Origin of the sequence: Xanthobacter variabilis, from assembly GCF_043831965.2 — a bacterium.
GTDB lineage: Bacteria > Pseudomonadota > Alphaproteobacteria > Rhizobiales > Xanthobacteraceae > Xanthobacter.
The window spans coordinates 2956337-2982012 of sequence record NZ_CM195533.1 but is presented as its reverse complement, the minus strand read 5'-3'; the positions used below and the strand labels follow the sequence as shown (position 1 = coordinate 2982012).

Sequence of the window (25676 nt, the reverse complement as noted above, 5' to 3'; positions counted from 1 at the left end):
GCAACATGACGTGGGCACCGGCGCGTCCGCGACGGGGTTTCGACTGTTCATTTTGATCTTGGGGACGTGATCATGATCTTCAGCCGCCAGCATCCGAGCACGGCCAAGGCCAGACGCAGCGCGCTTTCCGGAAGCACGTCCTACAACACCTTAAGTTTGCTCAGCTTATCCGCGCTGATGATGGCCGCCAATGTGGGAACGGCGGCAGCCCAGCAGGTGGTTGCGAACAATGGCGTGAATACGCCCATCAATGTCGTGACCGACGGCGGGAACGGGACCGATTCCGTGTTCCACGTCTTCGAATCCGACGAGGCCCCAACCCCGGGCGGCGGCGCGGGCGCGGTTTCGGCGACGGCGACGGGCACCATCGATTCCGACGCAAGCGGAAACGTTATCGCGATTTCCGCCAAAGGCGGAAACGGCGGCAACGCCACCTGGCATGACCTGGCCGAGGCGGGAACCTTCAACGGCCAAAATGGCGGCGGCGCGGGTAACGTCACGGTGACGAGCAGCGCCAACCTGTTCAGCTCCGGCGGCGCGGGCGCGCTGGGCATCATCTCCATCACGGCCGATGGCGGCAGCGGCGGCAATGCCGCGAACTTCAGCTCGCTCTATAGTTCCGACTCGCTGATGCCCTATTCGGCCGGAACAGGCGGCGCCGGAGGCACCGTGACCGTCACCCTCTCGGCCGGGCCGGACGGATCACCCTCCCTCGTCCACCAGAACAGTGACGCGCCGGCCAGCCTGGCCGCCGTTTATGTCAGCGCCAGCGGCGGCGCGGCGGGCCAAGGCGACCAGAGTTCGGAAGGCGATTATGGCAGCTGGGGCGGCAATGGCGGCTATGCCGGCACCGTGACCGTTCACGCCGACAAGGTGTCGATCCTCACCATCAGCGATCAGTCCGCCGGCATCCACGCCATCGCCGATGGCGGCGCCGGCGGCAATGGCGGCTATACGCAGGACGACACCCTCGGCATATCGGGCCTCGGCGGCGACAGTGGCGGCGGTGGCACGGTAACGGTCACCCTTGGCCACCATTCGTCCATCAACACCCAGGGGGATTTCTCCGTCGGCATCCTGGCCGAGGCGAACGACGCGCCCGCCGGCAGCGCCGGCCTGGGTGGCAATTCCGCAATTCCCGGCGGCACGGCCATTGGCGGCGGATGGGTCACCGTTCTCAATGACGGGACCATCAAGACACAGGGCAATGGCGCCCACGGCATCGTGGCCCAGGCGGGGGGCAGCAGCGGCGGCGACGGCACCACCTCCTATGGTGTCATCTATTCGGTCGCGGGCAGCGGCGGTGTAGGCGGGGATGGCGGCACGCTCACCGTCACCAATTCGGCCAGCGGCACCATCACGACCTCGGGTTCCGGCTCCTACGGCATCATCGCCCAATCCATTGCCGGTACGGGCGGCAATGCGGGCGATGCGGAATCCCTTGCCATCTCCATCGGCGGCGATGGCGGCAATGCAGGCAATGGCGGGTCCGTCACGGTGGACAATGCCGGCTCCATCACCACTTCCGGCACCGGCGCGGCTGGCATCGCCGCCCTCAGCATCGGCGGCGGCGGCGGCATCCTCCTGGGCGAGGTGGCGCAGGCGAACATGATCCAGGGCAGCTCGACCAGCGGCGGCGCGGGCGGCACGGCGGTCACCCTGCTCGGCCCGTTCTCGCTGGGCGGACACGCCGGCGGCGGTGGAGATGGCGGCGACGTGACTGTCTCCAACACAGGGAAAATTGAAATCGAGGGGTCGAACTCCATCGCCATCCAGGCGCAATCCATCGGCGGCGGCGGTGGAAATGGCGGCGGCTCCTACAGCGAGAGCCTGTTCGCCAGCGTCTCGATCGGCGGAAATGGCGGCGACGGCGGAAAGGGCGGCGCGGTCACCATCAATCCGACCAGCGCGGTGGACCTGTCCACAGAAGCGGCTCCGGCTGTTACGGGGAAGATCACCCTTCACGAGCATGACTCCTACGGCATTTATGCCTCGTCCATCGGCGGTGGCGGCGGTGATGGCGGCAGCACGACAGGCGTTGCCCTCGGAGTGCCGGTCGCGGGGCTGGACTACCAGGGCTATTCCTTTCAGTTCGCGCTGGGCGGCAGCGGCGGCAGCGGCGGCGACGGCGGGGCGGTGACCGTCAACAACATCAGCGAGATCACGGCGCTGGATGAAAACACCGTCGGGGTCTTCGTCCAGTCGGTGGGCGGCGGCGGCGGCACCGGTGGCTCGGCCACCGGAGTGAGCGTCGCGCTCGGCGACTTCACCTACGCCCCCGTGCCCTCCATCTCCGCAGCCGTGGACATTGGCGGCAGCGGCGGCAACGGCGGCGACGGCGGCACCGTGACCGTCAACAACTACGCCAAGATCTCGACCGTGGGCGACATGTCCCCTGCCCTGCTCGCGGAATCCATCGGCGGCGGCGGCGGCAATGGCGGCAACGCCACTGCGCTCTCGGCGGCGGTCAATGGTGCCTATTCCGCCAGCGTGAGTGTCGCAATCGGTGGAAAAGGCGGGTCCGGCGGCGTGGGCGGCCAGGTCGGTGTGGTGAACACGGCCGCCCTGAGCACCCAAGGCCAGTTCTCGGACGCCCTCTATGCCCAGTCCGTCGGTGGCGGCGGCGGCAATGGCGGAAGCGGCGCGGCCTACGCGATCCCGGGGCTGCTGCCGATCGGCTACAATTTCACCGGAACCGTGGGCGTCGGCGGGCGTGGCGGCTCGGGCGGTGACGGCGGCGCGGTCACCGTGACGAACTACGGTGCCATCTCGACCCTCGTGCAAGGATCGCGCGGCATCTTCGCCCAGTCGGTGGGCGGTGGCGGCGGCAATGGCGGCGGCGGGCAATCGGTCGGCATTTCGAACTTCGAGTCCGTGCAGGTGGGCGTGGGCGGCTCCGGCGGCGCGGCCGGCAATGGCGGCGCGGTTACGGTCACCAACACGGCGAGCGGCTCGATCGAAACCCATGCGGCGGGCGGCAACGGCATCGTTGCCCAGTCGGTTGGCGGCGGCGGCGGCACCGGCGGCGCTGCCTCGGCTTCGCAGAGCTTTTCGACCACGACCAATGTCGGCCGCATCCTGAAAGCCTACAGCTCGAAGATCTCGAAGACGCTGTCAGCCGATAAGCTGTGGGGGCGCAGCGCCAGCAAGTATTCCTTCAGCCAGCAGGTCAATGTGGGCGGCTCCGGTGGCGCGGGGGGCAACGGCGGCGCGGTCAGCGTTGAGAATGACGGCAAGGTCACCACCCATGGCGACTCCGCCAATGGCATTCTCGCCCAGTCCGTCGGCGGCGGTGGAGGTGTCGGCGGCGCGGCCAGCGGCGCGGGCGGCGCACTGGCCAATCTGGATATCAATGTCGGCGGCAGCGGCGGTGATGACGGCCCGGCCCATGGCAGCGGCGGCACCGTGAACGTGACCAACACCGCCGCCATCTCGACCGGGGGCGACTATTCCGCCGGCATCTTCGCCCAGTCGGTTGGCGGCGGCGGCGGCGCGGGCGGCTCGGCGATGGACGGGACCTATGCCTCCGGCGTCGTGTCCGTCGATGTCGGCGGCAGTGAAGGGGCCTCCGGCAATGGCGGCAAGGTGACGGTGACCAGCACCGGCGCGATCTCCACCAAGGGCTATCAATCCCACGGCATCCTGGCGCAATCCATCGGCGGCGGCGGCGGCACCAGCCAGATCAACCTTGAATATTATCAATATGTTGATGAGGTCGACCCGACGAGCGGCCTCACCGTATCGCATCCGGAGATCGTCCTTGATTCAACGGTCTATGGCGGCGGCAGCTCGGCCACAGGCGGCAATACGGGCTCTTCAGGCGTGAGCCTGGGCATCGCCACCACCATCGGCGGCAGCGGCGGCGCCGGCGGCAGCGGTGCAGAGGTTGACGTTACGGTGGGATCCACCATCACCACGGCAGGCAAGGATGCCTACGGCGTGTTCGCCCAATCGGTGGGTGGCGGCGGCGGCACCAGCGGCAGCGACAGCGGCGCCATCGCGGCCATCGACAACCATGTCGATGGCTCGGGCGGCAATGCCGGCGACGGTGGCGCCGTCAACGTCACCCTCAAGGCCGGGCTGCAGATCAATACGAAGGGCATGGGCGCGGCGGGCATCGTCGCCCAGTCCATCGGCGGCGGCGGCGGCCTGGTGGGCGGTGTTTCCGACGGCCTGAGCCTCCAGTGGGGCGGCAATTGGGATAATGAAGGTGGCAATGGCGGCCATGGCGGCGACATCACCATCACGAACGACAGCGGCACCGCCAGCATCACCACCGCGGGCCGCGGCGCCCATGGCATCTTTGCCCAATCGGTCGGCGGCGGCGGCGGCGCGGCGGGCTCATCCGAGGGGCTGCTCTCGCTGGGTGGCGGCGTCAACGGACAGTCTCGGCATGGCGGCCAGATCACCATCGACTATGCCGGCGACATCAGTGCCAAGGGCGTGAACTCCATCGCGATTTTCGCGGAGAGCACGGGCGCCAATGTCACCGCGCCCGGCACCACCGCCAACGGCATCATCGCAGTGACGACCAATGGCACCATCGCGGGTGGCTCCGGCTCCAGCGGCGCAGGCATCGCGCTGGTCGGCGGCGGCTCCGGCATCGCCCAGAACACCATCAATGTGAATGGTGGCAGCGTTTCTGCGGGCGAGAACGGCTATGCCCTCGCCTTCCTGTCGCAGGCCGCATCGACGGTTGCGGTGGTCAATAGCGGGACGATCACCGGCAATATCGACCTCGGCCGCGCCGCGAATACATTCGAGAACAACGGCACGCTCTATTCCGGCGCCAACGTGATCATCAATAACTCGACCGGCGGCAGCTACTGGACGCCGATCTCCTCCGATCTGCTGGCGGACGGCAGCCCGAGCGGCACCCTTGGTCCGGTGGTGGACGGGGACACCTTCACCAATGCCGGCACCATCAACCCCTTCGGCATCGGCGTCATCGGCACCACGACCCTGGATACGTCGGACTACGTGCAGACGAAGACGGGCCTGCTCCAGGTTGATGTCGACTTCAACACGCAGGCGGCGGACCTTCTGCATGTGACCGGCGCAGCGACGCTTGACGGCAAGGTGGCGCCGCAGCTCACCTCCCTGCCCACAGCGAGCGCGGTGCGCGATGGCGCCTCCGTGACCATCCTCACCGCGCATGACGCGGTCGCCGGAAACCTGACCCCGGTCAACACCATCGCGGCGAGCTACGCCACGGTGATCGAAGGCAAGGACGTGGCGGTGAAGCTGACCAGCCTCAACTTCGCCAACTCCTCGGTGGTGACAACCGCCAGCCAGAACATCGCCTCCAACCTGCAAAGCGCCTGGACCTCGGGGACCACGGGGCAACTGGGCTCGGCCATGACGGCGCTGGCCAATCTGCCGGCCGGATCGGCGGCGGCCTATAACAAGGCTCTGGAAAGCCTCTCCGGCGAAGGCAGCGCCGTGGGCTCGGCCAAGGCGCCGGCCCGGGCGCAGGCCTTCGCCCATGCGCTGCATTCCTGCCCGGTCTTCGTCGGCGAGACGGCGAAGCTGATGGAAGAAAGCTGCGTCTGGAGCCAGGTGGTGGGCGACCACTACACGGAGACGAACTCCTCGGGCATCCGTGGCTACGACAATAACTGGGGCGCCTTCCAGGTGGGTGGCCAGAAAGCCCTGGAGGATAACTGGTTCGTGGGCGGCGCGCTTTCCATCGGCCAGGCAACCCTGACCTCGGACGACGGCACCTACCGCGACAACAGTGACAATTATTCGGTGGGCCTGGTGCTCAAGAAGCGCATTCTTGACGTCTGGGAGATCGCCGCCTCGGCCACCTACACCTACAATACGGGCGACTCCAAGCGTGTGGTGGCATCAGCCATGGCCCTGACGTCCAGCGGCCTGTTCCCCACCGCCATGGCGAGCCCGGACACCCACACCTTCGGCGGGCGCCTGCGCTTCGCCTATTATGCGGACTTGGGCGCATTCTACCTGAAGCCCTACGCGGACTTGGACGCGGCCTATGTCTATGCCCCCGCCTACAATGAGGTGGGCGCCGGGATCTGGAACCTGCACTACGCCTCGGCCAGTGACTTCCAGGTGGCGGTGAGCCCCAACCTGGAGATCGGCAGCCGCATCAATACCGACCTCGGCGTCCTGCGCGCCTATGCCCGCGGCGGCGTGAGCCTGTGGAGTGACGGGGACTGGTCGCAGACCGCGTGGTTCGAGGGCATGGGGCTTGGGGATGCCGGCCACACCAACACGTTCAACGGGTCGGAATTCTACGGCAAGGGCGTGCTCGGCGCGGAGCTCGTGTCCGATAACGGCCTCGCCTTCCGGTTCGAATACACCCTGTCCGGCGACAACGACTTCCTGAACCAGAACTTCGCCGGCCGGCTCGGCTACCGGTTCTGAACCCGCGCCTGGCATCGGTCCCCAAGGACCGATGCCAGGCGGTCATCCGCCGCTCAATGGGCGAGTGCTGCCGCCAGCTCGTCGAAAATGGGGGTCGAGGGATTTTTGTCCGGCGCGCTTTCGCTGCCCAGGGTCGTCAACACCACAAGGGTGAGATCCTGGGCGTTCTTGTAGCCCGCGACGCCCGCATAACCGCCGAAGAAGAACGTCTTCTTCACCCACGGCGGCAAGATCTCCATGCCAAGACTGAAGGCGTGCTCGGGCGTGTTGATGCCCTTGCCGAGGGTGGCCGGCGTCAGCATCAGGCGCAGGCTTTCCTTCGAGATCGTCTCGCCCCTGCCCAGAGCCCGCATGAGGCGGACCGTGTCGCCCATATCGGCATTGAGAGGCCCGGTGAAGGACGTCCAGGACGGGCTCCAATAGGTGGCGTCCTCGAAAACCCCACGTTCTTTGGTGAAGCCGTGCAAGGGCGGGGCGGGGAGTTCGGCAGTGGTCCAAATGCGGGTCTGCTTCAGGCCCAGCCGATCAATGATGCGTTGGTGCAGCAGGGCCGGATAAGGCGTGCCCGTCGCCTTGGCGAGCGCCTGCGCCAGCACGATGAAGTTGGTGTGGGCGTATTGGAAGCCCGTGCCCGGCTCGAACACCATGCCGCGGGCAAAGGCGATCTTCAGCAGTTCGTCCGTGGGCCACGCACGAAACACATCGCTTTCAAAGGCCTGCACAAAGCCGGGGTCGGATTCGTAATCCGCATAGCCGGAGGTGCTATCGGCCAGCATGCGCAGGGTGACTTTGCGCGCCTCAGGATAATCGGGCAGCCATTCGTCGATGGTGTCGTCGAGCTTCACCCGCCCTTCGTCCACCAGCTGCATCAGAATTGTGGTCTGCGCGGCAATGGCCACGGCGCCGATGCGAAAGTGCATGTCCCCACGCGCGGGAACTCCGGTGATGGAGGTGCCGGCCACCGCAACGAGTGGGGGCGCATCGGCAATCCCCACGCCCACGATGAGGGCGGTGACGCCGTATCTGGCGCGCATATCCTCCAATTGCCCGGCAATCTTGCTCCATGCGATCGCCAGGGGCTGGGATGCGGAAGCGCCCGGGGCCGCCGCTCCAGCCGCCTGGGCGCGGGCGGGAGCAGGCCCGGTGGCGAAAAGCAGCGCCATGGCGCAGGCGGAAAGCAGAGCGGATCGGCCAATCATGACGTGCGCACTCCTGATGACGAAAAGACACCGAAGACCATGCGAAAGCGCTGCAACGCCATCGCTCAAGTGGAATTCACCGACAAAACTGGACGGCCGCGAAGCCACCCCGTCAGCTCTGCGGACTGGGTCGCGCTGCGCCCTGGGTATTCACATAGATCGCATAGAGCGAGGTCTGGGCGGTGATGAAGAGGCGGTTTCGCTTGAGCCCGCCAAAACACAGGTTCGAGACCCGCTCCGGCATGGGCAGGGAGCCCAGAAGGGTGCCGTCCGGCGCGTAGCAATGCACGGCGCGGAAAGCCGAGGTCCAGACATTGCCGAGCACGTCGCAGCGCAGGCCGTCGAAATAGCCATCCTGCAGGCACGCGAACAGGCGGGGATTGGACAGGGCCGCATCCGGCGCGACATCGTAGGCGACGATGGCGCGCGGGTGCGTCGGCACGTGGCTGGCGCCGGAATCGCTCACATAGAGGATGCGTTCATCGGGCGAAAAGGCGAGCCCATTGGGCTGAACGCAGTCCGTGACTACCGCGCTCAGGTCGCCGGAATGCGGATCAAGGCGGTAGACGCATTGCCGGCCCAGCTCCGAAACGGCCGCATCGCCCTCATACTCGCTGTCGATGCCGTAAGTGGGATCGCTGAACCAGATGCTGCCATCGGACTTCACGACCACATCGTTCGGCGAATTCAGGCGCTTGCCCTCGACATGGGTGGCGAGGGGCCGAATGGCGCCGTCATGCCCGGTGCGGGTGATGCGCCGGGTGCGATGCTCGCATGTGACCAGCCGCCCTTCCAGATCAACCGCATTGCCGTTGCTGTTTTCGGATGGCTCGCGAAAGGCGGAGACAACGCCATTGGTTTCGTCGTACCGCAGCATGCGGTTATTGGGAATGTCCGAGAAGAGCAGATAGCGGCCGGCGGGAAAATAGGCCGGGCCCTCCACCCACCGCGCCCCTGTCCACAATTGCTCCAGCAAGGCGGTCGGAATGAAAAGCCGGCCGAAGCGCGGATCATGGACCTCGAACTCGCTCATGCCATCATCCTTCGCGGCGAGGCGGCGGCCGCCGGGAAAGCGAGGATCACACGCCGCCGGAGGCGAGGCGGCTGGCATAGGCCGCAAGGGCTTCGGCATGCCCGTCATCGGCGCGAAGCCCCAGATAGCCGTCCGGCCGGATGACGAACAGCGTCACGCCGCTGACGCCCAGATGATCCGTCGCAGCGGTATCGATGCCGCCATGCCCCTGCTGCGTGGGGCCGTGAGGCGTGAGCATGAAGCTCGCCTCGAAGATCGGCCCGGCCTCATCGGGCGAAATGGCGCGGTGATGCGCGCTCAGCTCATGGGGCGCGACGGCGGCGTTGCCCACCAGCACGGTCGTGTGCCCGGCCCGGTTGGCCAGCACGTTCAGGCCGTGGGACGCCCCCTCGGAGAGGCGCACCTCAAGATGATCCGGCCATCGCCGGCCTGCCGCCAGAGCCTCGCTCGGGGCACCGAGCACGATGGGCGAAGCCGAGTAATCAATATCAAGCTCCGCCTCCGCAACGGCCTCATGGTGGCGCGTGTCGGGATTGGCGAAAATGTTACGGATGAAGGCATCGCGCGCCTCACGTGCCGCAGGGTCCGTCAGCAGCTGGGCGCGGTCCGCCTCGTCGCCGGAAGCGGTGATCATCTGTGCCACGGGGCGGCGCTCCGCCTCATAGGTGTCGAGCAGCGCCTCGGCGTGATCGCCGCGGGCCACCAAGGCAAGCTTCCAACCCAGGTTGAAGGCATCCTGCAGGCCGCTATTCATGCCATGGCCCTGCACCGGGCTGCAGGTGTGCGCCGCATCCCCCGCGAGCAGCAGGCGGCCGGCGCGGTACTTCTGGGCGACCCTGGTATGGCACTGAAAGCGCGTGGGATTGGCCACCTCCACAAAGGCGGCCTCAGGCAGATAAGCCGCAAGGGTCGCCGCCGCATCGGCCACAAGGTCGGAATCCTCCGCGCTCGGCCGCAGATAGATGCGCCAGCGCTCATCGGGCAGAGCCGTGAGGATGATCGGCGTATCCTCCAGATAGGCGAAGTTGCCTTCATGGGAATAGGGCCAGCCGCTCACCTTGGCGTCGAAGACCGCCCACGGCTCCTCGATCTCATGGCCATCCTGCCCGATGCCCGCCAGCCGGCGGACGGTGCTGCGATGTCCATCACAGCCAACGACCCAGCGCGCGACAACCTGGCTTTCCTGCCCTTCTGTTTCGAGGGTCGCCAGAACGCCGTCGGCGCGCTCCTCCAGATCCACCAGCCGGGTCGAGCGCGTCACCGTGCCGCCAAGCAGCGACAGGTAGTCGGTCAAAACCGCCTCGGTCACCTCCTCGGAAACCCCGAGGTTAAATGGATAGCGGCTACCGCTGAGCGAAAGGTCGATCTCGCCCAAAGCGCTTCCATTGGAATGAATGCGGCACAGCCGCTGGCGCACGCCCGCCTTCAGCAGCGGCTCTGCAATGCCGAGCGCATCGAAGATCTCGATGGAGCGCGGGTGCACCACGGTCGCCCGGTCCCAGGCCAGCGGCGCGTCATGGGCATCGATGAGGAGGGTGTCGACGCCGCGGCGCAACAGCTCTGCCGCCAGCAGCAGCCCCGTCGGCCCGCCCCCCACGACGAGAACACTCACCTCTGCAGCCATGACCCAGCCCTCAAGAAGAGGCGTCATCATCCTCAAACGCCGGACAATCTCAAGGGCCGCGCCTCAGCTTTCACCGGCCAGAAAGCGTATTCCCGCCGTTTATACCTCCACCGACAGGCAGGCCCCCAACCTCTGGGGTTGGCGCCCATTCGGGCACTCGCACCCCGTGTCCGGCCGACGCCGTCGCCCGGCGGGGGGCACCTCACGCAGCGGGTGCGGCCCCTTTCCGGCGGATCGGCGACGCCCCGACCCGCCAATGTCGGGACAAGGGTGCGGGACGGCAGGTGAAGGCGGGTATCGGGAGCTGGCTAAGTCTCTGACATCACCGGCAGTCTGCCGCTGCCCCATGGTGAAGGGCCGTGCGCTGTGCTTTACTCAAGGCGATGGAAGCCCATCACCAGGTGAACAGAGACGCTCAATACCGCCGTCCGGCTATCCCCCGTTCGGGAAGGAGCTTCACCGATGGCTCACAAAGGACTTACCCTCACCTTTGCCGTGGCATCGCTGCTGGTGCTACAGTCCGCGCCCGGCGTGGCGCAACCCGCAGCCACGCCCCTGGCCGCGCGCGACGGGCAGGTGGTTCTGCCCTATGCCGAACAGAAGTTCAGGGGCGCCGTCGGCACCACCTTCAAGGATTCCGATCCGGCCACCTTTCCGGCCCCGATCACCGCCCCCAAGGGCGCACCCAACGTTCTGGTGATCCTTCTGGATGACGTGGGCTTTGGCCAATTCTCCGTCTCCGGCGGCGCCGTCCCCTCCCCCTCGCTGGACCAGTTGGCGCAGCAAGGCCTGTTCTACAACCGCTTTCACACCACCGCCCTGTGCTCTCCTACCCGGGCCGCCCTGCTGACGGGCCGCAACCACAACGTCTCGGGCACCGGCGTCATTACCGAACTTGCCACGGGCTATGACGGCTATACGGGCATCATCCCCAAGGACACCGCGACGGTTGCGGAGATCTTGCGCCAGAATGGCTATATTACCTCCTGGTTCGGCAAGAACCACAATACGCCGATCTATGAAACGAGCGCCATCGGGCCCTTCGATCATTGGCCGAATGGCCTCGGCTTCGACTATTTCTACGGCTTCATGGCGGGTGACACCAACCAGGTGCGGCCCTATCTCTTCGAAAACCAGACACCACTGGGCACCCCGGACAAGCCCGGCTACTATCTCAGCGTCGATCTTGCGGACCACGCCATTCAGTGGCTGCAGAACATCGAGGCGATCCAGCCCTCAAAGCCCTGGTTCCTCTATTTCGCCCCGGCCGCGACCCACGCCCCGCATCAGGCCCCCAAGGAACTGATCCGCGAATTCGCCGGCAAATTCGACATGGGCTGGGATGAATACCGCAAGCAGACCTTCGAGCGGCAAAAGCAGCTTGGCGTCATTCCACAGGATACAATCCTGACACCGCGACCCGCGAGCCTACCCGCCTGGGACAGCCTGGATGACAAGAAGACGAAGCTTTATAGCCGAATGATGGAGGTCTTCGCCGCCTACGGAAAGCAGGTGGACCAGGAAGTGGGCCGGGTGCTCGACTATGTGGCGAGCATGCCCGATGCCGATAATACCCTGATCCTCTACATCGTCGGCGATAATGGCGCCTCCGCCGAGGGCGGCTTCGACGGCACGCTCAACGAGAACGCCTTTTTCAACGCCTACCTGATGACCGCCGACCAGATGCTGGCCCGCATCGACGAGATCGGCACCGAGCTGCACTTCAACCACTTTCCGGCCGGCTGGGCCTGGGCCATGGACACGCCCTTCCAGTGGACCAAGCAGGTGGCGAGCCACCTGGGCGGCACGCGCAACCCCATGGTGGTGAAATGGCCCGCGCACACCAGGGCCAGCGGCGAGGTGCGCTCGCAATTCACCCATGTCATCGACATCGCCCCCACCATTCTCGAGGCCGCAGGCATTGCCGAGCCGCGCAGCGTGAACGGCACCGCGCAAACGCCCATCCAGGGCAAGAGCTTCCTCTCCACCCTTTCGGATGCGAAAGCGAAGGAGATCCGCACCAGCCAGTATTTCGAGATGTTCGCCAATCGCGGCATGTACAAGGACGGCTGGTGGGCGGCCTCCCTCTCGTTCGAGCCCTGGCAGCCGGAGCGCGCCGACTTCGACCCCTTCAAGGCGAAATGGGAACTCTACAATCTGGAAACCGACTTCAGCCAGGGCAAGGACATTGCCGCGCAGAACCCCGGCAAGCTCGCGGAAATGACCGCCCTATGGTGGGCCGAGGCCTCCGCGAACAAGGCGCTGCCCCTCGACTGGCGCGGGGCGGAGCGGTTCAGCGCTGAGCTGACCGGCAAGCCCAACCTGGCCGGCGACCGCAGGAGCTTCACCTATCACGGGGTGCTCGCGGGCCTGCCGGAATCCTCCGCCCCCGATATCAAGAACAAGTCGTTCAGCGTCTCCGCACAGGTGCAGGTGAAGGAGAAGGCCAATGGCATGATCTTCACCCAGGGCGGAAATACGGGGGGATGGGCGTTTTATCTGAATGACGGCCGGCTGGTCTCCGCGCACAACTTTATCGATGTGAATATCTATTCCGTATCAAGCCGTACATCGGTGCCTGCGGGGGAGCACGCCGTGCGCATGGACTTCGCCTATGAGGGCGGCAAGGAGGTCGGCAAGGGCGGCGCCGTAACCCTTTATGTGGATGGCGCGGCGGTCGGCAGCGGGCGGGTGGACAGAACCACGCCCTACAAATTCTCGCTTTCCGAGAACCAGGACATCGGCACCGATACCGGCACGCCTGTCACCACGGACTACCGTGCGCCCTTCAACTTCGAGGGCACCCTGAAGGAGGTGGTGATCGATCTCAAATAACTCTAGCCCGCCGGGCCCGCCCGAACCAAGGCAACAGCCGCCGACCTTGGGCTGCGGGAGAGCCAAGATCCGCGGTGCGCGGCTGAGGCCAACGTGGGGCCTGTCCTCACGCCGGAAGGCCGCGCTCAGCATCGCTCCAGTGGACACCGATCAAGGTCCGCTCCCGCCGCATCCCGAAGCCCCTGACGCATGGCGACCTGGAGCCGTTCCGGTCGCCTGCGTCCACCAGCAATCCACTCATCAAGGAGCGCATCGAACACAGGACCGCGACGTGCGCCGGGCGGACGACTGCCCAGGATCCGCCCATGGCCTGCACAAGGCTGGCGCGGGGCGTGCGGCTGAAGCATCGAATCGTGGGTTATTGGTGCTTTACGGATGGCCCACCGGAAAGACGGCTGACGTCTACACCGGAGCTGCCAACAAGGAACGCCCGGTGCGCTCAGCTGCCGAACAAAGATCGCCCGCACTCAGCACTCGGTGCGGGGGCACGGAGTAAAAGGCGAAAACTTCAAAATGTTAAGGAAGGGATGGTGCCCAGGGGCGGAATCGAACCACCGACACTGCGATTTTCAGATAGACAAGGAAAAGTTTCAGACTAAATCAAACTCTTCACTCTGCTTTAATAAATATAAAATATCATTTCATTTCAACACATAGATTGTTTCATTCCCCTTTTCCTGCTTCAGTTAAGCAAGCGCTCCTCCGCACCCATGGCGCACCCACGCATTTGCGCCAACCGAATAGGACTTCTTCGCTCCGAACCGCGCAATGACATTGTCAGTGCATCCTGAAGTATGAAGGGCTTCGGAGAAGCCTCATGACCGCCGCCCGGTACACCCCTAACATCCGCATCAAATCTGAGGATCGAAGCCTCATCGATTGGGCCGCCAAGGCTCAGTGCAAGACGCGCACGAACGTCATCCTCGAAGCCGCCCGCCGCGCGGCGGAGAATGAGCTGCTGGATCACACTGTGGCCCAGGTCAGCGAGGATGCGTATGCCAACTTCCTGGCCCGCCTCGACGCGTCCCCCTGCTCCCAGCGAATGATTGAAGCACACCATGCGGACCAAGGCCCCTGGGAATGACCCTGGCTGCTCCGGCCCCGCTTCAGCTTGATCATGGCGTTGCTATATCACTCGCCTGCCGTCGGCGATTGCGGGATGGCGGCCTCAGGCGCCGAGATCGTCGCGGAACCGCTCCATCTGATGCATCCGCTCGTGCAGAATGGTCACGATGCCGACCTCCCCATTCGACAACCGGCGCCAGTACACGAAATGATGCGCATGCCGGAAGTAGAACCCCTCGACCCCGAATTCCGCCGGGATCGGTCGTGACGCCACGGCGTGGCTCTCGATTTTGTCGAAGGCGGCGAACAGGTCGGTGATGTAGCGTTCTGCTTGCGCCTCACCCCAGCGATCCCGCGTGTACCGATAAATCTCATCGAGCCGCAGCGACGCGGCCTCCTGGATGCGCACGGCCATTCCGTCAGCGCCGATTGCGAGCGATCACATCGGCCGCGGTCAGCGGGCGGTAACTGTCCTCAGGGGCCGCGAAGGCAAGCGTCAGCTCCGCCTTGAGCCGCTCGAAAGCCTCGTTTTCCACCCGCTCCTTGTCTCGCCGGATCAGGTCGCGCACATATTCGCTGATGTTCTCATAGGCCCCGCTCTCCCCGACGTTCGAGGCTACGAACTCGCTCAGCGCGCCGCTGATCCGCACCGTCATGGTCGTCGTCTGGGACATGGAAGGCCTCCATCCTGTTCGTATTCAAGATAATCAAAAATGAATACGAACGCAACTTCCCATCCCCGTTCGTTGGCGCGGCACACGTTCAGCCCCCCCCCGCTCCGATATGGCTATGCGTGGGGGTGACAACCCTTTCAACCACACTCAACCCATACCCTGACAAAGCTGTGTCTTGGGTGTCATCGTGCGCGCTATGCGCAAGAAGCTCTCACCCAAGCTCATAGACAGCCTCCCGGCCGCGACAGAAGTGGCTCGGTTTGTCTGAACAGCCTTTGACGTTTGATAAGTGGATCGTCTGCGGTTTGGTTGTTCAAGCTGCCGTCTGCGGGGCGTCATGGAGGTCGGGCGTAGCCCGGCCGGAGTGACGCCCCGCAAGTCGCGGCCAATTCACGCTGCCACGGCCTGTGGCAGATTGTCAAAGTAGGTTTGATCGGGCGTACGTCCGCCGAGGCTCGAATGCGGTCTGCGGGCATTGTAGAAGCCCAGGTATCGGCCGATCGACCTGCGCGCTTCGCTGACGCAAGCGTAGGCGTGCAGGTAGACTTCCTCGTACTTCACCGAGCGCCACAGCCGCTCGACCACGACATTGTCGCGCCAGGCGCCGCGGCCGTCCATGCTGATGGCAATCTTTTCTCGCATCAGAACACTGGTGAAGGCCTGGCTGGTGAATTGGCTGCCTTGGTCCGTATTGAAAATCTCCGGTTTGCCATAGCGCGCCAGAGCTTCCTCGAGCGCTTCCACGCAAAAGTCGGCCTCCAGCGTGATCGAGATCCGGTGGCTGAGGACCTTGCGGCTGAACCAGTCAACGATAGCGACAAGATAGACGAAGCCCTTGGCCATGGGGATGTAGCTGATGTCTGTCGCCCAGACCTGATTAGGCTTCACAATCGGCAGTTTGCGCAGAAGATAGGGGTAGATCTTGTGCCCTGGCGCCGGCTTGGAGGTGCTGGGGCGGCGATAGACCGCCTCGATCGCCATCTTCTTCATCAGGCTCGCGACATGGCAGCGGCCAATCTCGATGCACTCCTGGCGCAGGAAATCACGTAGCATCCGGCTTCCCGCGAAAGGAAACTCCAGGTGCAACGCGTCCATGCGCCGCATGATCGCGAGGTCCGACGACGAAACCGGTCGGGGCAGATAATAGACACTGCCCCGGCTGATCCCCAGTTCCTTCGCCTGCCGCTTCACGGGCAAGGTATGCGAGCGGTCAATCATCGCCTTGCGCTCGGCAACAGTCCTGCCTTGCCGAGCGCGCCTTCCAAAAAATCGTTGGCCAACGTCAGTTCGCCAATCTTGGCGTGCAGCGTCTTCACGTCGACAGCCGGTTCGTCGGAAGCCTTCTCCGAGCCGAACACGCCGGCTGCCCCTTCAAGCAACTGCGTGCGCCACGTCGTGATCTGGTTGGGATGCAGATCATAGTCGTGCGCCAGCTCCGCCAGCGTCTTCTCACCCTTGATCGCGGCAAGCGCCACCTTCGCCTTAAATGCTGGGCTGTGGTTGCGCCGAGGTCGTCTGCTCATTCTCTGCTCCTGTCTCGCAGCCTTCCTGGCTGCCTTCAGGCAGAAAATCCAATTATCTCAGTGTGCAGATTCTCCAGGCCACCTCTGTCGAGCCCGTCGTCACGCGGCTTCATCAAACCCGCGCATCCCGTGCTGCTCTGTTTCATTCAAGCGCGCGCCCCGCGACACCCCGGACGCACCCAGCGCACAAGCGAGGGCTCACCGAGACGCGTGACACGCTCTCAAGCCATTGATTTTTAATGAGAAAATGGTGCCCAGGGGCGGAATCGAACCACCGACACTGCGATTTTCAGTCGCATGCTCTACCAACTGAGCTACCTGGGCTTCGCTCGGCGCCGCAGCGCTTCAGCGAGGAGGCTGTCTATAATGTTCGAGTTTGCCTCTGTCCAGTGCCACCGGCAACTTCGTCATCCAAGCTGTGGACAACGCCGATCGAGCTGCGCCCGTTCCGCTGCGCAGATCAGCGCCCCGCCCCGACGCGGCGCGAGACCGCTCCAATGGCGAGCCGCCCCGTCCCACCGGCTTTACGGCCACCGGACGGATTTGAGGTGTTTTCTTCTGCGGAAACTGGCAATGTGCCCGCTCTTGCCGAATTGCCGGCACCACCGAAAAAGGGGAAAGAGGTGGCTGAACGTAAGGCGCATGGGGCACACGAAGTCGCTGAGCCCTCCGAATTCACCACAGGATCGGGCGCGCCCGCAGCAGCTGCCGCTACCCTCGAACAGGCCCTCGGTGTCCAGGTCCGCTCCATCCGCCGCGAGCTGGACCTGACGGTTTCCGATCTCGCCGGCGCCGCCGGCATCTCCGTGGGCATGCTGTCCAAGATCGAAAACGGCCAGATCTCGCCCTCTCTCGCCACGCTGCAGGCCATTTCCAAGGCCCTCAACGTGCCCATCACCACCCTGTTTTCCGCTTTCGAGGAAAGCCGCGACTGCTCCTTCGTGCGCGCGAATCAAGGGGTGATCATCGAGCGCCGCGGGACCAAGGTCGGCCACCAGTACGAACTGCTCGGTCACGGCCTGGGCGGCGACATCGTGGTGGAACCCTACCTCATCACATTGTCCCAAGAGGCCGCGCCCTTCACCGGCTTCCGGCATGCGGGCGTCGAGTTCCTCTACATGCTCTCCGGCGAGGTGATCTATCGCCACGCGGACCGCACCTATCACCTGCGGGCCGGCGATGCGCTCATGTTCGATTCCGGCGCCTCGCACGGGCCCGAGGAACTCGTCGTCACCCCCATGAGCTATCTGTCCATCATCGTTTACGGCCGTGACCGCCACTGAAGGCGGGCCGGGGGGCTTGTGCCCTCAAGGCGTTCCAATCGTTGGGTTCACGGTCATTTTCTTTCTAGGAAACTTTTATTCTTTCATGTTGACGTAATGCAGCCGGCGGCGTACCACTGACCTCAAGGTCGCATCAGCGGCCGGGGAATGGAGCCAGTGACAGCGCCATGTGCGGCATCGTCGGTATATTTTTGAAGGATCCCGCCCTTGAGGGGGAACTCGGATCCATGCTCGCGTCCATGCTCTGCGTGATGACGGATCGCGGCCCGGACAGCGCCGGTTTCGCGGTCTACGGGTCCGGAGCCAAGGACAAGGTGAAGCTCTCTCTTCGTGCCGCGAAGGGCTATGACTTCTCGGCCCTTGCCGCCGGCCTTTCCATCCCGGCGGACGGCATGCCGCCGCTCTCGGTGCGCTCCACCCACGCCGTCATCGAGATCCCGGCGGCCCGCGAGGCCGCGGTGCGCTCCTTCCTGGCCGCCAGCCACCCCGAGGTGGCGGTGGTGGGCACCGGTTCGCGCATGGAGATCTTCAAGGAAGTGGGCCTGCCGGCGACCGTCGCCGACACCTTCGGCCTCGCCAAGATGCGCGGCACCCACGGCATCGGCCACACCCGCATGGCCACGGAAAGCGCCGTGACCACGGCCGGCGCCCACCCCTTCTCCACGGGTGCCGACCAGTGCCTGGTGCACAACGGCTCGCTGTCCAACCACAACCAGCTGCGCCGCCAGCTGAAGCGCGAAGGCATCACCTTCGAGACCGAGAACGACAGCGAAGTGGCCGCCGGCTATCTCACCTGGCGTTTGAAGCAGGGCGCCAGCCTGGGTGAGGCGCTGGAAGCGGGCCTCAAGGACCTGGACGGCTTCTACACCTTCGTTGTCGGCACGGAGAACGGCTTCGGCGTGCTGCGCGATCCGGTGGCCTGCAAGCCCGCCGTGATGGCCGAGACCGACCAGTATGTCGCCTTCGGTTCCGAATACCGCGCCCTCGTGGACCTGCCCGGCATCGAGAAGGCCCGGGTGTTCGAGCCCGAACCCGCCACCGTCTATTTCTGGGAGCGCGCCCAGTGAACGCCATTTCTCCCGATATCACCTTCGACCTCGCCTCCGCTGAGCTGCGTGAGCTCAACGAGGCGCTGCACAAGATCACCGCCGAGAGCAACACGCGCCGCTGGCGGGTGCTGAATCCTGAAGGCCGCCACGCGGTGGCGGTGGGCATCGACGCCCCGGTGACCGTCGAGATCGACGGCAATGTGGGCTATTACTGCGCCGGCATGAACCAGCAGGCGTCCGTGATCATCCACGGCAATGCCGGCCAGGGCGTCGCCGAGAACATGATGAGCGGCTTCGTTCGTGTGTGCGGCGATGCCAGCCAGTCGGCCGGCGCCACCGGCCATGGCGGCCTGCTGGTGGTGGATGGCAATGCCTCCGCCCGCTGCGGCATCTCCATGAAGGGCATCGACATCGTCGTGAAAGGCTCCATCGGCCACATGAGCGCGTTCATGGGCCAGTCCGGCTCGCTGGTCGTGTTCGGTGATGCGGGCGAGGCGCTGGGCGACAGCCTCTACGAGGCCAAGCTGTTCGTGCGCGGCACCGTGAAGTCGCTGGGCGCGGACTGCGTCGCCAAGGAAATGCGCGACGAGCACAAGGCGCTGCTGGCGCAGAAGCTCGAAGCCGCGGGCATCGCGCCGGGCAGCGTCGATCTCTCGGAGTTCAAGCGCTACGGCTCCGCGCGCAAGCTCTACAACTTCCATGTCGACAACGCCGACGCCTATTGAGGGGTGAAGAAGAATGACCGCGCACGACGCAAAGGGCCCGGCACACGCTCTGCCCCAGACCTTGCCCCGCTTTTCCGCAACCTTCGATCCCCACACTTTGTCGGAGATCCGGCGGGCGGCGGCCACCGGCATCTATGACATCCGCGGCGGCGGCACCAAGCGCAAGCTGCCCCACTTCGACGACCTGCTCTTCCTCGGCGCGTCCATGTCGCGCTACCCACTGGAAGGCTATCGCGAGAAGTGCGGCACCGAAGTGGTGCTGGGCACCCGCTTCGCCAAGAAGCCGATCCACCTGAAGACTCCGGTGACCATCGCCGGCATGAGCTTCGGCGCCCTTTCCGCCCAGGCCAAGGAAGCCCTCGGCCGCGGCGCCTCCATCGTCGGCACCTCGACCACCACCGGCGACGGCGGCATGACGCCGGAAGAGCGCGGCCAGTCGCAGACCCTGGTCTACCAGTACCTGCCCTCGCGCTATGGCATGAACCCGGTGGACCTGCGCAAGGCGGACGCCATCGAGGTGGTGATCGGCCAGGGCGCCAAGCCCGGCGGCGGCGGCATGCTGCTCGGCCAGAAGATCTCCGATCGCGTGGCCGCCATGCGCAACCTGCCCAAGGGCATCGACCAGCGCTCGGCCTGCCGCCACCCCGACTGGACCGGCCCGGACGATCTTGAGATCAAGATCCAGGAGCTGCGCGAGATCACCGACTGGGAAAAGCCCATCTATGTGAAGGTCGGCGCCTCCCGTCCCTATTACGACATCGCGCTGGCCGTGAAGGCGGGTGCCGACGTGGTGGTGCTGGACGGCATGCAGGGCGGCACCGCCGCCACCCAGGAAGTGTTCATCGAGCAGGTGGGCATTCCGATCCTCTCCGCCATCCGCCCCGCGGTGCAGGCGCTGCAGGACCTGGGCATGCATCGCAAGGTGCAGCTCATCGTTTCGGGCGGCATCCGCACCGGCGCGGATGTGGCCAAGGCGCTGGCGATGGGCGCCGACGCGGTGGCCATCGGCACCGCCGCTCTGGTGGCGCTGGGCGACAACGACCCCCATTGGCAGGCGGAATACGAGGCCCTCGGCACCACGGCCGGCGCCTATGACGACTGGCACGAGGGCCGTGACCCGGCTGGCATCACCACCCAGGATCCCGAGCTCGCCGCGCGCCTGGACCCGGTGAAGGCAGGCCGTCGCCTCGCCAACTACCTCTCGGTGATGACACTGGAAGCGCAGACCATTGCCCGCGCCTGTGGCAAGAGCCATCTGCACAATCTGGAGCCCGAGGACCTGGTGGCCCTCACGGTGGAAGCGGCCGCGATGGCCGGCGTGCCGCTCGCCGGCACCCAGTGGATCCCCGGCAAGACCGGCGGTTACTGAGCCTCTTCGGCATTCGTCCCGGACCCCGCAAAGGGCCCGGGACGCGTCAAGACAACAGAATGAACGCCCCGACGCGCCGGCGCCTCGTTTTAATGCCGTGTTGCCCGCGTTCCGCGCCGGCGGGGTTGTCCCCACAGCAAAAAATACGACCTTCCCGAGGACCGAACATGAGACGCATCGCCGAAATCGCCCGCGAGGCGGAAGGGCATACGTCGGGTGCCGCCGAGGTGGCCTCCGATCTCACCAAGGCCGCCAAGGAGCGCGGCATCAAGTATTTCCTCATCTCCTATGTGGACCTGTTCGGCGGCCTGCGCGCCAAGCTGGTTCCGGCCTCGGCCATCGCTGAGATGCAGCGCAACGGCGCGGGCTTCGCCGGCTTTGCCACCTGGCTCGACATGTCTCCCTCCGATCCGGACCTGTTCGCGGTTCCCGATCCCTCGAGCCTGATCCAGCTGCCGTGGAAGGAAGAGATCGGCTGGCTCGCCTCCGACCTCGTGATGGGCGGCAAGGAAGTGGCCCAGGCCCCGCGCACCCTGCTGAAAAAGCAGCTCGCAGATGCCGCCGACCTTGGCTATGTGATGAAGAGCGGCGTGGAGTGCGAGTATTTCCTCATCTCCGCCGACGGCAAGTCGATCTCGGACGATGCCGATACCGCCGACAAGCCCTGCTATGACCAGTCCGCCCTCATGCGCCGCTACGATGTTATCAAGGACATCTGCGACGCCATGCTGAAGCTGGGCTGGGGCGCCTACCAGAACGACCACGAGGACGCCAACGGCCAGTTCGAGATGAACTGGAACTATGACCACGCGCTCCTCACCGCCGACCGCCATGTGTTCTTCAAGTACATGGTGAAGTCCATCGCGGAACAGCATGGCCTGCGCGCCACCTTCATGCCCAAGCCCTTCATCAACCTCACCGGCTCGGGCTGCCATTCTCACGTCTCGCTGTGGAACAAGGGCAAGAACGCCTTCTCCGATCCCAAGGGCGAGCTGGGCATGTCGAAGCTGGCCTACCAGTTCATCGGCGGCCTCATCCACAATGCGGACGCCCTGTGCGCCCTCACCAACCCCACGGTGAATTCCTACAAGCGCATCAACGCGCCGCGCACCATTTCCGGCGCCACCTGGGCACCGAACACCGTCACCTATACCGGCAACAACCGCACCCACATGATCCGCATCCCCGATGCGGGCCGCCTGGAGTTCCGCCTCGCCGACGGCGCGGCCAACCCCTATCTGCTGCAGGCCGGCGTGCTCGCGGCGGGCCTTGACGGCATTGTGAACGAGCGTGATCCGGGCAAGCGCCTCGACATCAACATGTACACGGACGGCCACAAGGTGAAGGGCGCCAAGAAGCTGCCCCTCAACATGCTGGACGCCCTGCGGGCGCTGGAAAAGTCCAAGGTGATGGGCGAGCGCCTGGGACCGGAGTTCGTGTCCGGCTATCTCAAGCTGAAGCACCACGAGTGGAACGACTTCTCCCGTCACCTCACCCAGTGGGAGCGCGATCGCACTCTCGACATCTGAGGCAATCCGCGCCAACATGAATGAGTTCGCCTTCGATGGCGGCCTCCGAGGGGCTTCGGCGTCATGCCGAAGCCCCTTTTTCATTTGCCGTCACCATATCGCGCCACTCCCGTGCTCGGGCACCATGGCCATGCAGTGCTGCATTTCTTTGCGGCAAGTGAGAGCCAGTGACCTCACCTTAGGCAATTCCGCAGGGTTTTCGGCCGCCTTGTACCCCACCTGCCGGATATAGCCTCATTTGCGTGCAGTGCAGGCGCTGCGGTACAGATCAAAGGCGCAGCGGACAAGTGATACAATCGCTTGCCGGTTCATGTTCCAGCGGACTTTGAACCATAGCGGCGGGTGATGCTTCGCGATGCTGCGGGTAGAAGCCATTGGAAATTCATAATTCAGTAACACGCCCGCACCTTCCCCAGCTGAACGGACGGCCCGCCGCCGACCCGATGCGGGTCCCGATATGCCTGTGTGGCATATTTGTTGCTCCACAGTGAACCGCCCATGACCATGCTGACGGGGGGGCTCCTGTCCGGATGTCATGGCCGACGCGAAATCACGTTCGGGGACCAGCATGACGGATCAATTGTCTGCCCTGACGACCATATTCACGGAATTCTATTACTTCCTGACGGTCGTCCTGATGTTCTTCATCCATGTGGGCTTCTGCATGTACGAGGTGGGTGCGGCGCGCGTGAAGAACGTGCAGCACACGCTGCTTAAGAACACCATGGCCATTCCCCTTGTGGGCCTTGCCTTCTTCCTGTTCGGCATGTGGATCTACATCGCCTTCCAGGGCTGGCCGGTTTCCGCGAGCTCCCTCAGCTTCTCCACGGGCTTCGAGCCCTGGTCCACGAAGATTGCGCCGAACCTGTCGGATCGCATCTCCGGCGTGTTCTGGGCGGCGTTCGCGCTGTTCGGCATGACGGCAGCCTCCATCGTCTCGGGCGCCCTCATCGAGCGCACCAAGACCTCGGGCTTCTTCATCATCGCCATTTATGTGGGCGCCATCGCATGGGTCATCCCGGCGGCGTGGGCCTGGGCCGGCAATGGCTGGATGGCGCAGTATCTGGGCTTCCACGACCAGTACTGCTCCGCCATCCTGCACTCGGTCGCGGGCTTCGCCACCCTGGGCATTCTGATGAATGTGGGCCCGCGCATCGGCAAGTTCGCGCCGGACGGCACCCCGCGTGAGATCCCGGCCCACAATCCGTGGCTGGTCACCATCGGCCTGTTCATGATCTATGTGGGCTTCTGGGGCTTCTACGCCGCCTGCCACATCCCGATCGTGAACGTGGGCACGGAAGCGGCTCCCTACTTCACCGCCACCAACATCTATGGCGTTCCGATCACCCTCTCGGGCGTCACCATGAACTTCATGCTGGCCTTGTTCGGCGGCATGGTCGCGGCCTACATGGTGTCCAACGGCAATGCCTACTGGACCTATTCGGGCGGCCTCACCGGCCTCATCTCGGCCAGCGCCGGCAACGACCTCTACCACCCCATCATCGCGCTGGTGATCGCGGTGGCGGGCACCATCATGGCCTACAAGCTGCACTATTGGGTGGAGCGGAAGTTCAAGATCGACGACGCCGTGGGCGCGGTCGCGGTGCACGGCTATTGCGGCCTGTTCGGCGGCATCGTCGCGGGCTTCGCACTGTGGGGCTATCCGGCCGTGCTGCCGTCCGAAGGCGCAGTCATCGCGCTGGGCGAAGGCGTGGGCTGGTTCGGCGTGAATGGAGAGGGCCTGCCGGTCATTACCCCCATGGGCAACATCATCGGCTCGCTGGTGTTCGCCATCGGCTTCGGCTTCATCCCCGGCTACCTCATCTCCAAGGTGCTGGCCATGTTCGGCATGCTGCGCGTGCCGGCCGCCGCCGAGCTGATGGGCCTCGACGGCAAGCATGTCGCCGCCACCTACCCGCACCACTCGGGCATGGAAGCGGCCTTCGAGGACATCCAGCGCAACGAAGCAAAGTTCTGAGCGGCAGGGGGCGGCCGGAACCAACCGGCCGCCCCTCATTCGCCAAGACAGAGCACAGGCATATCCGCGCAGGCCCCGCAGGGCGGCGCTCCACCTTCGAGAGGAGAAACCCATGCACACCGGTGTGACGTCCCTCGCCAAGCTTCCCGAGATGGCCGAGGTCTACCCCTTTGCCGGCTATGAGCCCCTGTTCACGGTGATCGCGTTGCTGTTCTTCATCGCCTTCATCGCCAAGCAGATCTCCATGGACAAGGCGCAGCACGAAGAGATGCTCGACCACACGTCCGAGGCGGTGGCCACCCCCGCCGAGTGAGCAGCGGCCATCCAACAGGCCCGGCTCGTGCCTCGGCGCGGCCGGGCCTTTCCCTTTTTGAAGCTGGCCGCGCGCCCACCGTACGCGTTTCGCGCACCGGGCCTTATTGCTCCACGCGGAGCGAGCCGGCGAGCCAGGGCATTGCGGCATCGAGGCCCGGCAGCACATCCGCCGCCAGCCGCGCACGACAGAATTCCACAATCTCCCGGGGCAGCCGGCCCAGTTCCTGCCGACGCGCGATCAATGTCAGCCGCCGCTGAAAGGCGGGGCCGGGAAGTGGGGCGCAGGTGACGCGCGAGAAATCCACAGCCCCTTCATGCACGCAAAGGGGCGTCGTCACCGCAAATCCCTCGCCCGCCGCGACGGTGGCCGCCACGCCCTGGGGCGTGTCGAACTCCAGCCGGCGCGGCAATTCCACCTTCAGCCGACGCAAATGGCGCTCCACCTCGATGCCGGTCTTCGAGCGGGCCGAAAAGCGCACCAGCGGCAGCGGCATCTCGCGCAACTCCTCCACGCGCGCGGGCGCCTGCGCGCCCGCCGGCAGCAGCAGCACATAGGGTTCGGTGACCAGCGCGAATCGCTCCAGCCCCTCCACGTCCTCCAGCTCGTCGAGACCCACAAGAAGGTCCATCTGGCGCGAGAGCAGCGCGCTGGCGTGGGCCGCCGTCAGGCCCGACAGCACGGAAACCTCCTCCGCCAGCGTCGCAAGATAGCCACCCAGCGGCGCCGAGAGGGCGCGGGCGAGCGAATCGACGAGGCCCGCGCGCAGCAAAGGGAAGCGCCCATGCTCGGTCTCCCGCAGAGCCGGCGCGATCTGCCGGGCTTCGGAGATGAGCGCGCTGGCCTTCTGCCGCAGCACGCCGCCCGCTGCGGTGAGTCCCAACGGCCGCACCGACCGGTCGAACAAGGCGAGGCCGATGCGCCCTTCCAGGTCCGCCACCGCCTGCGACACTGCCGGCTGGGTCAAACCCATACGCCGCGCCGCGCCCGCCATGGCGCCTTCCTCGCAAACCGCCAGGAAAATCTCCAACGCCCTGAGATCGAACGGAAGAGCCTCGCGCGCGCCCATCACCCGCCTCCGAATACT

17 protein-coding genes and 1 tRNA gene are annotated in these 25676 nt (G+C 65.2%); 10 read left to right on the top strand and 8 right to left on the bottom strand.

What is annotated here, in order from left to right:
- Nucleotides 1-72 precede the first annotated feature (72 nt).
- Entirely contained in the window at nt 73-6390 is a 6318-nt protein-coding gene (locus V5F26_RS12925) for a hypothetical protein (RefSeq protein ID WP_394946112.1), read from the top strand.
- 53 nt (nt 6391-6443) lie between these two features.
- Here V5F26_RS12925 and V5F26_RS12920 read toward each other — a convergent pair whose 3' ends face one another.
- The 3 genes from V5F26_RS12920 to V5F26_RS12910 all read right to left on the bottom strand — a co-directional run bounded on the left by V5F26_RS12920 (nt 6444) and on the right by V5F26_RS12910 (nt 10276).
- Entirely contained in the window at nt 6444-7589 is a 1146-nt protein-coding gene (locus V5F26_RS12920; protein ID WP_394946111.1) for a serine hydrolase domain-containing protein, read from the bottom strand.
- Nucleotides 7590-7701: 112 nt separating this feature from the next.
- The gene (locus V5F26_RS12915; protein ID WP_394946110.1) at nt 7702-8622 is read right to left on the bottom strand and encodes an SMP-30/gluconolactonase/LRE family protein; all 921 of its coding nucleotides are present in this window, start codon (nt 8620-8622) and stop codon (nt 7702-7704) included.
- Nucleotides 8623-8668: 46 nt separating this feature from the next.
- On the bottom strand, nt 8669-10276 hold the full coding sequence (locus V5F26_RS12910) for an FAD-dependent monooxygenase (RefSeq protein ID WP_394946109.1): 1608 nt from the start codon (nt 10274-10276) through the stop codon (nt 8669-8671).
- 432 nt (nt 10277-10708) lie between these two features.
- Between V5F26_RS12910 and V5F26_RS12905 the strand changes: the two genes are divergently transcribed.
- Nucleotides 10709-13081: a sulfatase-like hydrolase/transferase gene (locus V5F26_RS12905; RefSeq protein WP_394946108.1), complete on the top strand. Its 2373-nt coding sequence runs from the start codon at nt 10709-10711 to the stop codon at nt 13079-13081.
- Between the two features lie 817 nt (nt 13082-13898).
- The gene (locus V5F26_RS12900; protein ID WP_394946107.1) at nt 13899-14165 is read left to right on the top strand and encodes a type II toxin-antitoxin system TacA family antitoxin; all 267 of its coding nucleotides are present in this window, start codon (nt 13899-13901) and stop codon (nt 14163-14165) included.
- 84 nt (nt 14166-14249) lie between these two features.
- Here V5F26_RS12900 and V5F26_RS12895 read toward each other — a convergent pair whose 3' ends face one another.
- From V5F26_RS12895 to V5F26_RS12880, 4 genes are all read right to left on the bottom strand, one after another.
- Nucleotides 14250-14561, bottom strand: a complete 312-nt coding sequence (locus tag V5F26_RS12895) for a type II toxin-antitoxin system RelE/ParE family toxin (RefSeq protein WP_394946106.1) — start codon at nt 14559-14561, stop codon at nt 14250-14252.
- 4 nt (nt 14562-14565) lie between these two features.
- The gene (locus V5F26_RS12890; RefSeq protein ID WP_394059566.1) at nt 14566-14820 is read right to left on the bottom strand and encodes a ribbon-helix-helix domain-containing protein; all 255 of its coding nucleotides are present in this window, start codon (nt 14818-14820) and stop codon (nt 14566-14568) included.
- Between the two features lie 390 nt (nt 14821-15210).
- Nucleotides 15211-16343, bottom strand: a protein-coding gene (locus V5F26_RS12885; protein WP_394946105.1) for an IS3 family transposase whose coding sequence is annotated in 2 segments (ribosomal slippage) — nt 15211-16082 and nt 16082-16343 — 1134 coding nt in all. Because the reading frame shifts where the segments join, the coding sequence is not laid out codon by codon here.
- A gap of 248 nt (nt 16344-16591) precedes the next feature.
- Nucleotides 16592-16667: transfer RNA gene (locus V5F26_RS12880), tRNA-Phe, on the bottom strand.
- Between the two features lie 299 nt (nt 16668-16966).
- Between V5F26_RS12880 and V5F26_RS12875 the strand changes: the two genes are divergently transcribed.
- The 7 genes from V5F26_RS12875 (at nt 16967) to V5F26_RS12845 (ending at nt 24589) form a co-directional block, all read left to right on the top strand.
- Nucleotides 16967-17626 carry a helix-turn-helix domain-containing protein gene (locus V5F26_RS12875; RefSeq protein ID WP_234050128.1) on the top strand — a complete coding sequence of 220 codons (660 nt, stop codon included), beginning with the start codon at nt 16967-16969 and terminating at the stop codon, nt 17624-17626.
- Between the two features lie 167 nt (nt 17627-17793).
- Nucleotides 17794-18693, top strand: a complete 900-nt coding sequence (locus V5F26_RS12870) for a class II glutamine amidotransferase (protein ID WP_234050127.1) — start codon at nt 17794-17796, stop codon at nt 18691-18693.
- The gene (locus V5F26_RS12865; RefSeq protein WP_234050126.1) at nt 18690-19400 is read left to right on the top strand and encodes a protein glxC; all 711 of its coding nucleotides are present in this window, start codon (nt 18690-18692) and stop codon (nt 19398-19400) included. The genes V5F26_RS12870 and V5F26_RS12865 overlap by 4 nt, the downstream gene beginning before the upstream one ends.
- Nucleotides 19401-19413: 13 nt before the next feature.
- Entirely contained in the window at nt 19414-20769 is a 1356-nt protein-coding gene (locus V5F26_RS12860; RefSeq protein WP_394946104.1) for an FMN-binding glutamate synthase family protein, read from the top strand.
- Between the two features lie 227 nt (nt 20770-20996).
- Nucleotides 20997-22298 carry a type III glutamate--ammonia ligase gene (gene glnT / locus V5F26_RS12855; protein WP_394058956.1) on the top strand — a complete coding sequence of 434 codons (1302 nt, stop codon included), beginning with the start codon at nt 20997-20999 and terminating at the stop codon, nt 22296-22298.
- Nucleotides 22299-22878: 580 nt separating this feature from the next.
- Complete coding sequence (locus V5F26_RS12850) at nt 22879-24276, top strand: ammonium transporter (protein ID WP_234054494.1); 1398 nt, start codon at nt 22879-22881, stop codon at nt 24274-24276.
- Between the two features lie 112 nt (nt 24277-24388).
- Nucleotides 24389-24589 carry a hypothetical protein gene (locus tag V5F26_RS12845; protein WP_234050123.1) on the top strand — a complete coding sequence of 67 codons (201 nt, stop codon included), beginning with the start codon at nt 24389-24391 and terminating at the stop codon, nt 24587-24589.
- Between the two features lie 103 nt (nt 24590-24692).
- Here the strand turns inward: V5F26_RS12845 and V5F26_RS12840 are convergent, their stop codons facing one another.
- Nucleotides 24693-25658 carry a LysR family transcriptional regulator gene (locus V5F26_RS12840; protein WP_234050122.1) on the bottom strand — a complete coding sequence of 322 codons (966 nt, stop codon included), beginning with the start codon at nt 25656-25658 and terminating at the stop codon, nt 24693-24695.
- Nucleotides 25659-25676 lie beyond the last annotated feature (18 nt).

Coding starts and splice junctions, on each gene's coding strand:
- V5F26_RS12925 (WP_394946112.1), top strand. CDS start 73: ATGATCTTCAGCCGCCAGCATCCGAGCACGGCCAAGGCCAGACGCAGC.
- V5F26_RS12920 (WP_394946111.1), bottom strand. CDS start 7,589: ATGATTGGCCGATCCGCTCTGCTTTCCGCCTGCGCCATGGCGCTGCTT.
- V5F26_RS12915 (WP_394946110.1), bottom strand. CDS start 8,622: ATGAGCGAGTTCGAGGTCCATGATCCGCGCTTCGGCCGGCTTTTCATT.
- V5F26_RS12910 (WP_394946109.1), bottom strand. CDS start 10,276: ATGATGACGCCTCTTCTTGAGGGCTGGGTCATGGCTGCAGAGGTGAGT.
- V5F26_RS12905 (WP_394946108.1), top strand. CDS start 10,709: ATGGCTCACAAAGGACTTACCCTCACCTTTGCCGTGGCATCGCTGCTG.
- V5F26_RS12900 (WP_394946107.1), top strand. CDS start 13,899: ATGACCGCCGCCCGGTACACCCCTAACATCCGCATCAAATCTGAGGAT.
- V5F26_RS12895 (WP_394946106.1), bottom strand. CDS start 14,561: ATGGCCGTGCGCATCCAGGAGGCCGCGTCGCTGCGGCTCGATGAGATT.
- V5F26_RS12890 (WP_394059566.1), bottom strand. CDS start 14,820: ATGTCCCAGACGACGACCATGACGGTGCGGATCAGCGGCGCGCTGAGC.
- V5F26_RS12870 (WP_234050127.1), top strand. CDS start 17,794: ATGTGCGGCATCGTCGGTATATTTTTGAAGGATCCCGCCCTTGAGGGG.
- V5F26_RS12860 (WP_394946104.1), top strand. CDS start 19,414: ATGACCGCGCACGACGCAAAGGGCCCGGCACACGCTCTGCCCCAGACC.
- V5F26_RS12845 (WP_234050123.1), top strand. CDS start 24,389: ATGCACACCGGTGTGACGTCCCTCGCCAAGCTTCCCGAGATGGCCGAG.
- V5F26_RS12840 (WP_234050122.1), bottom strand. CDS start 25,658: ATGGGCGCGCGCGAGGCTCTTCCGTTCGATCTCAGGGCGTTGGAGATT.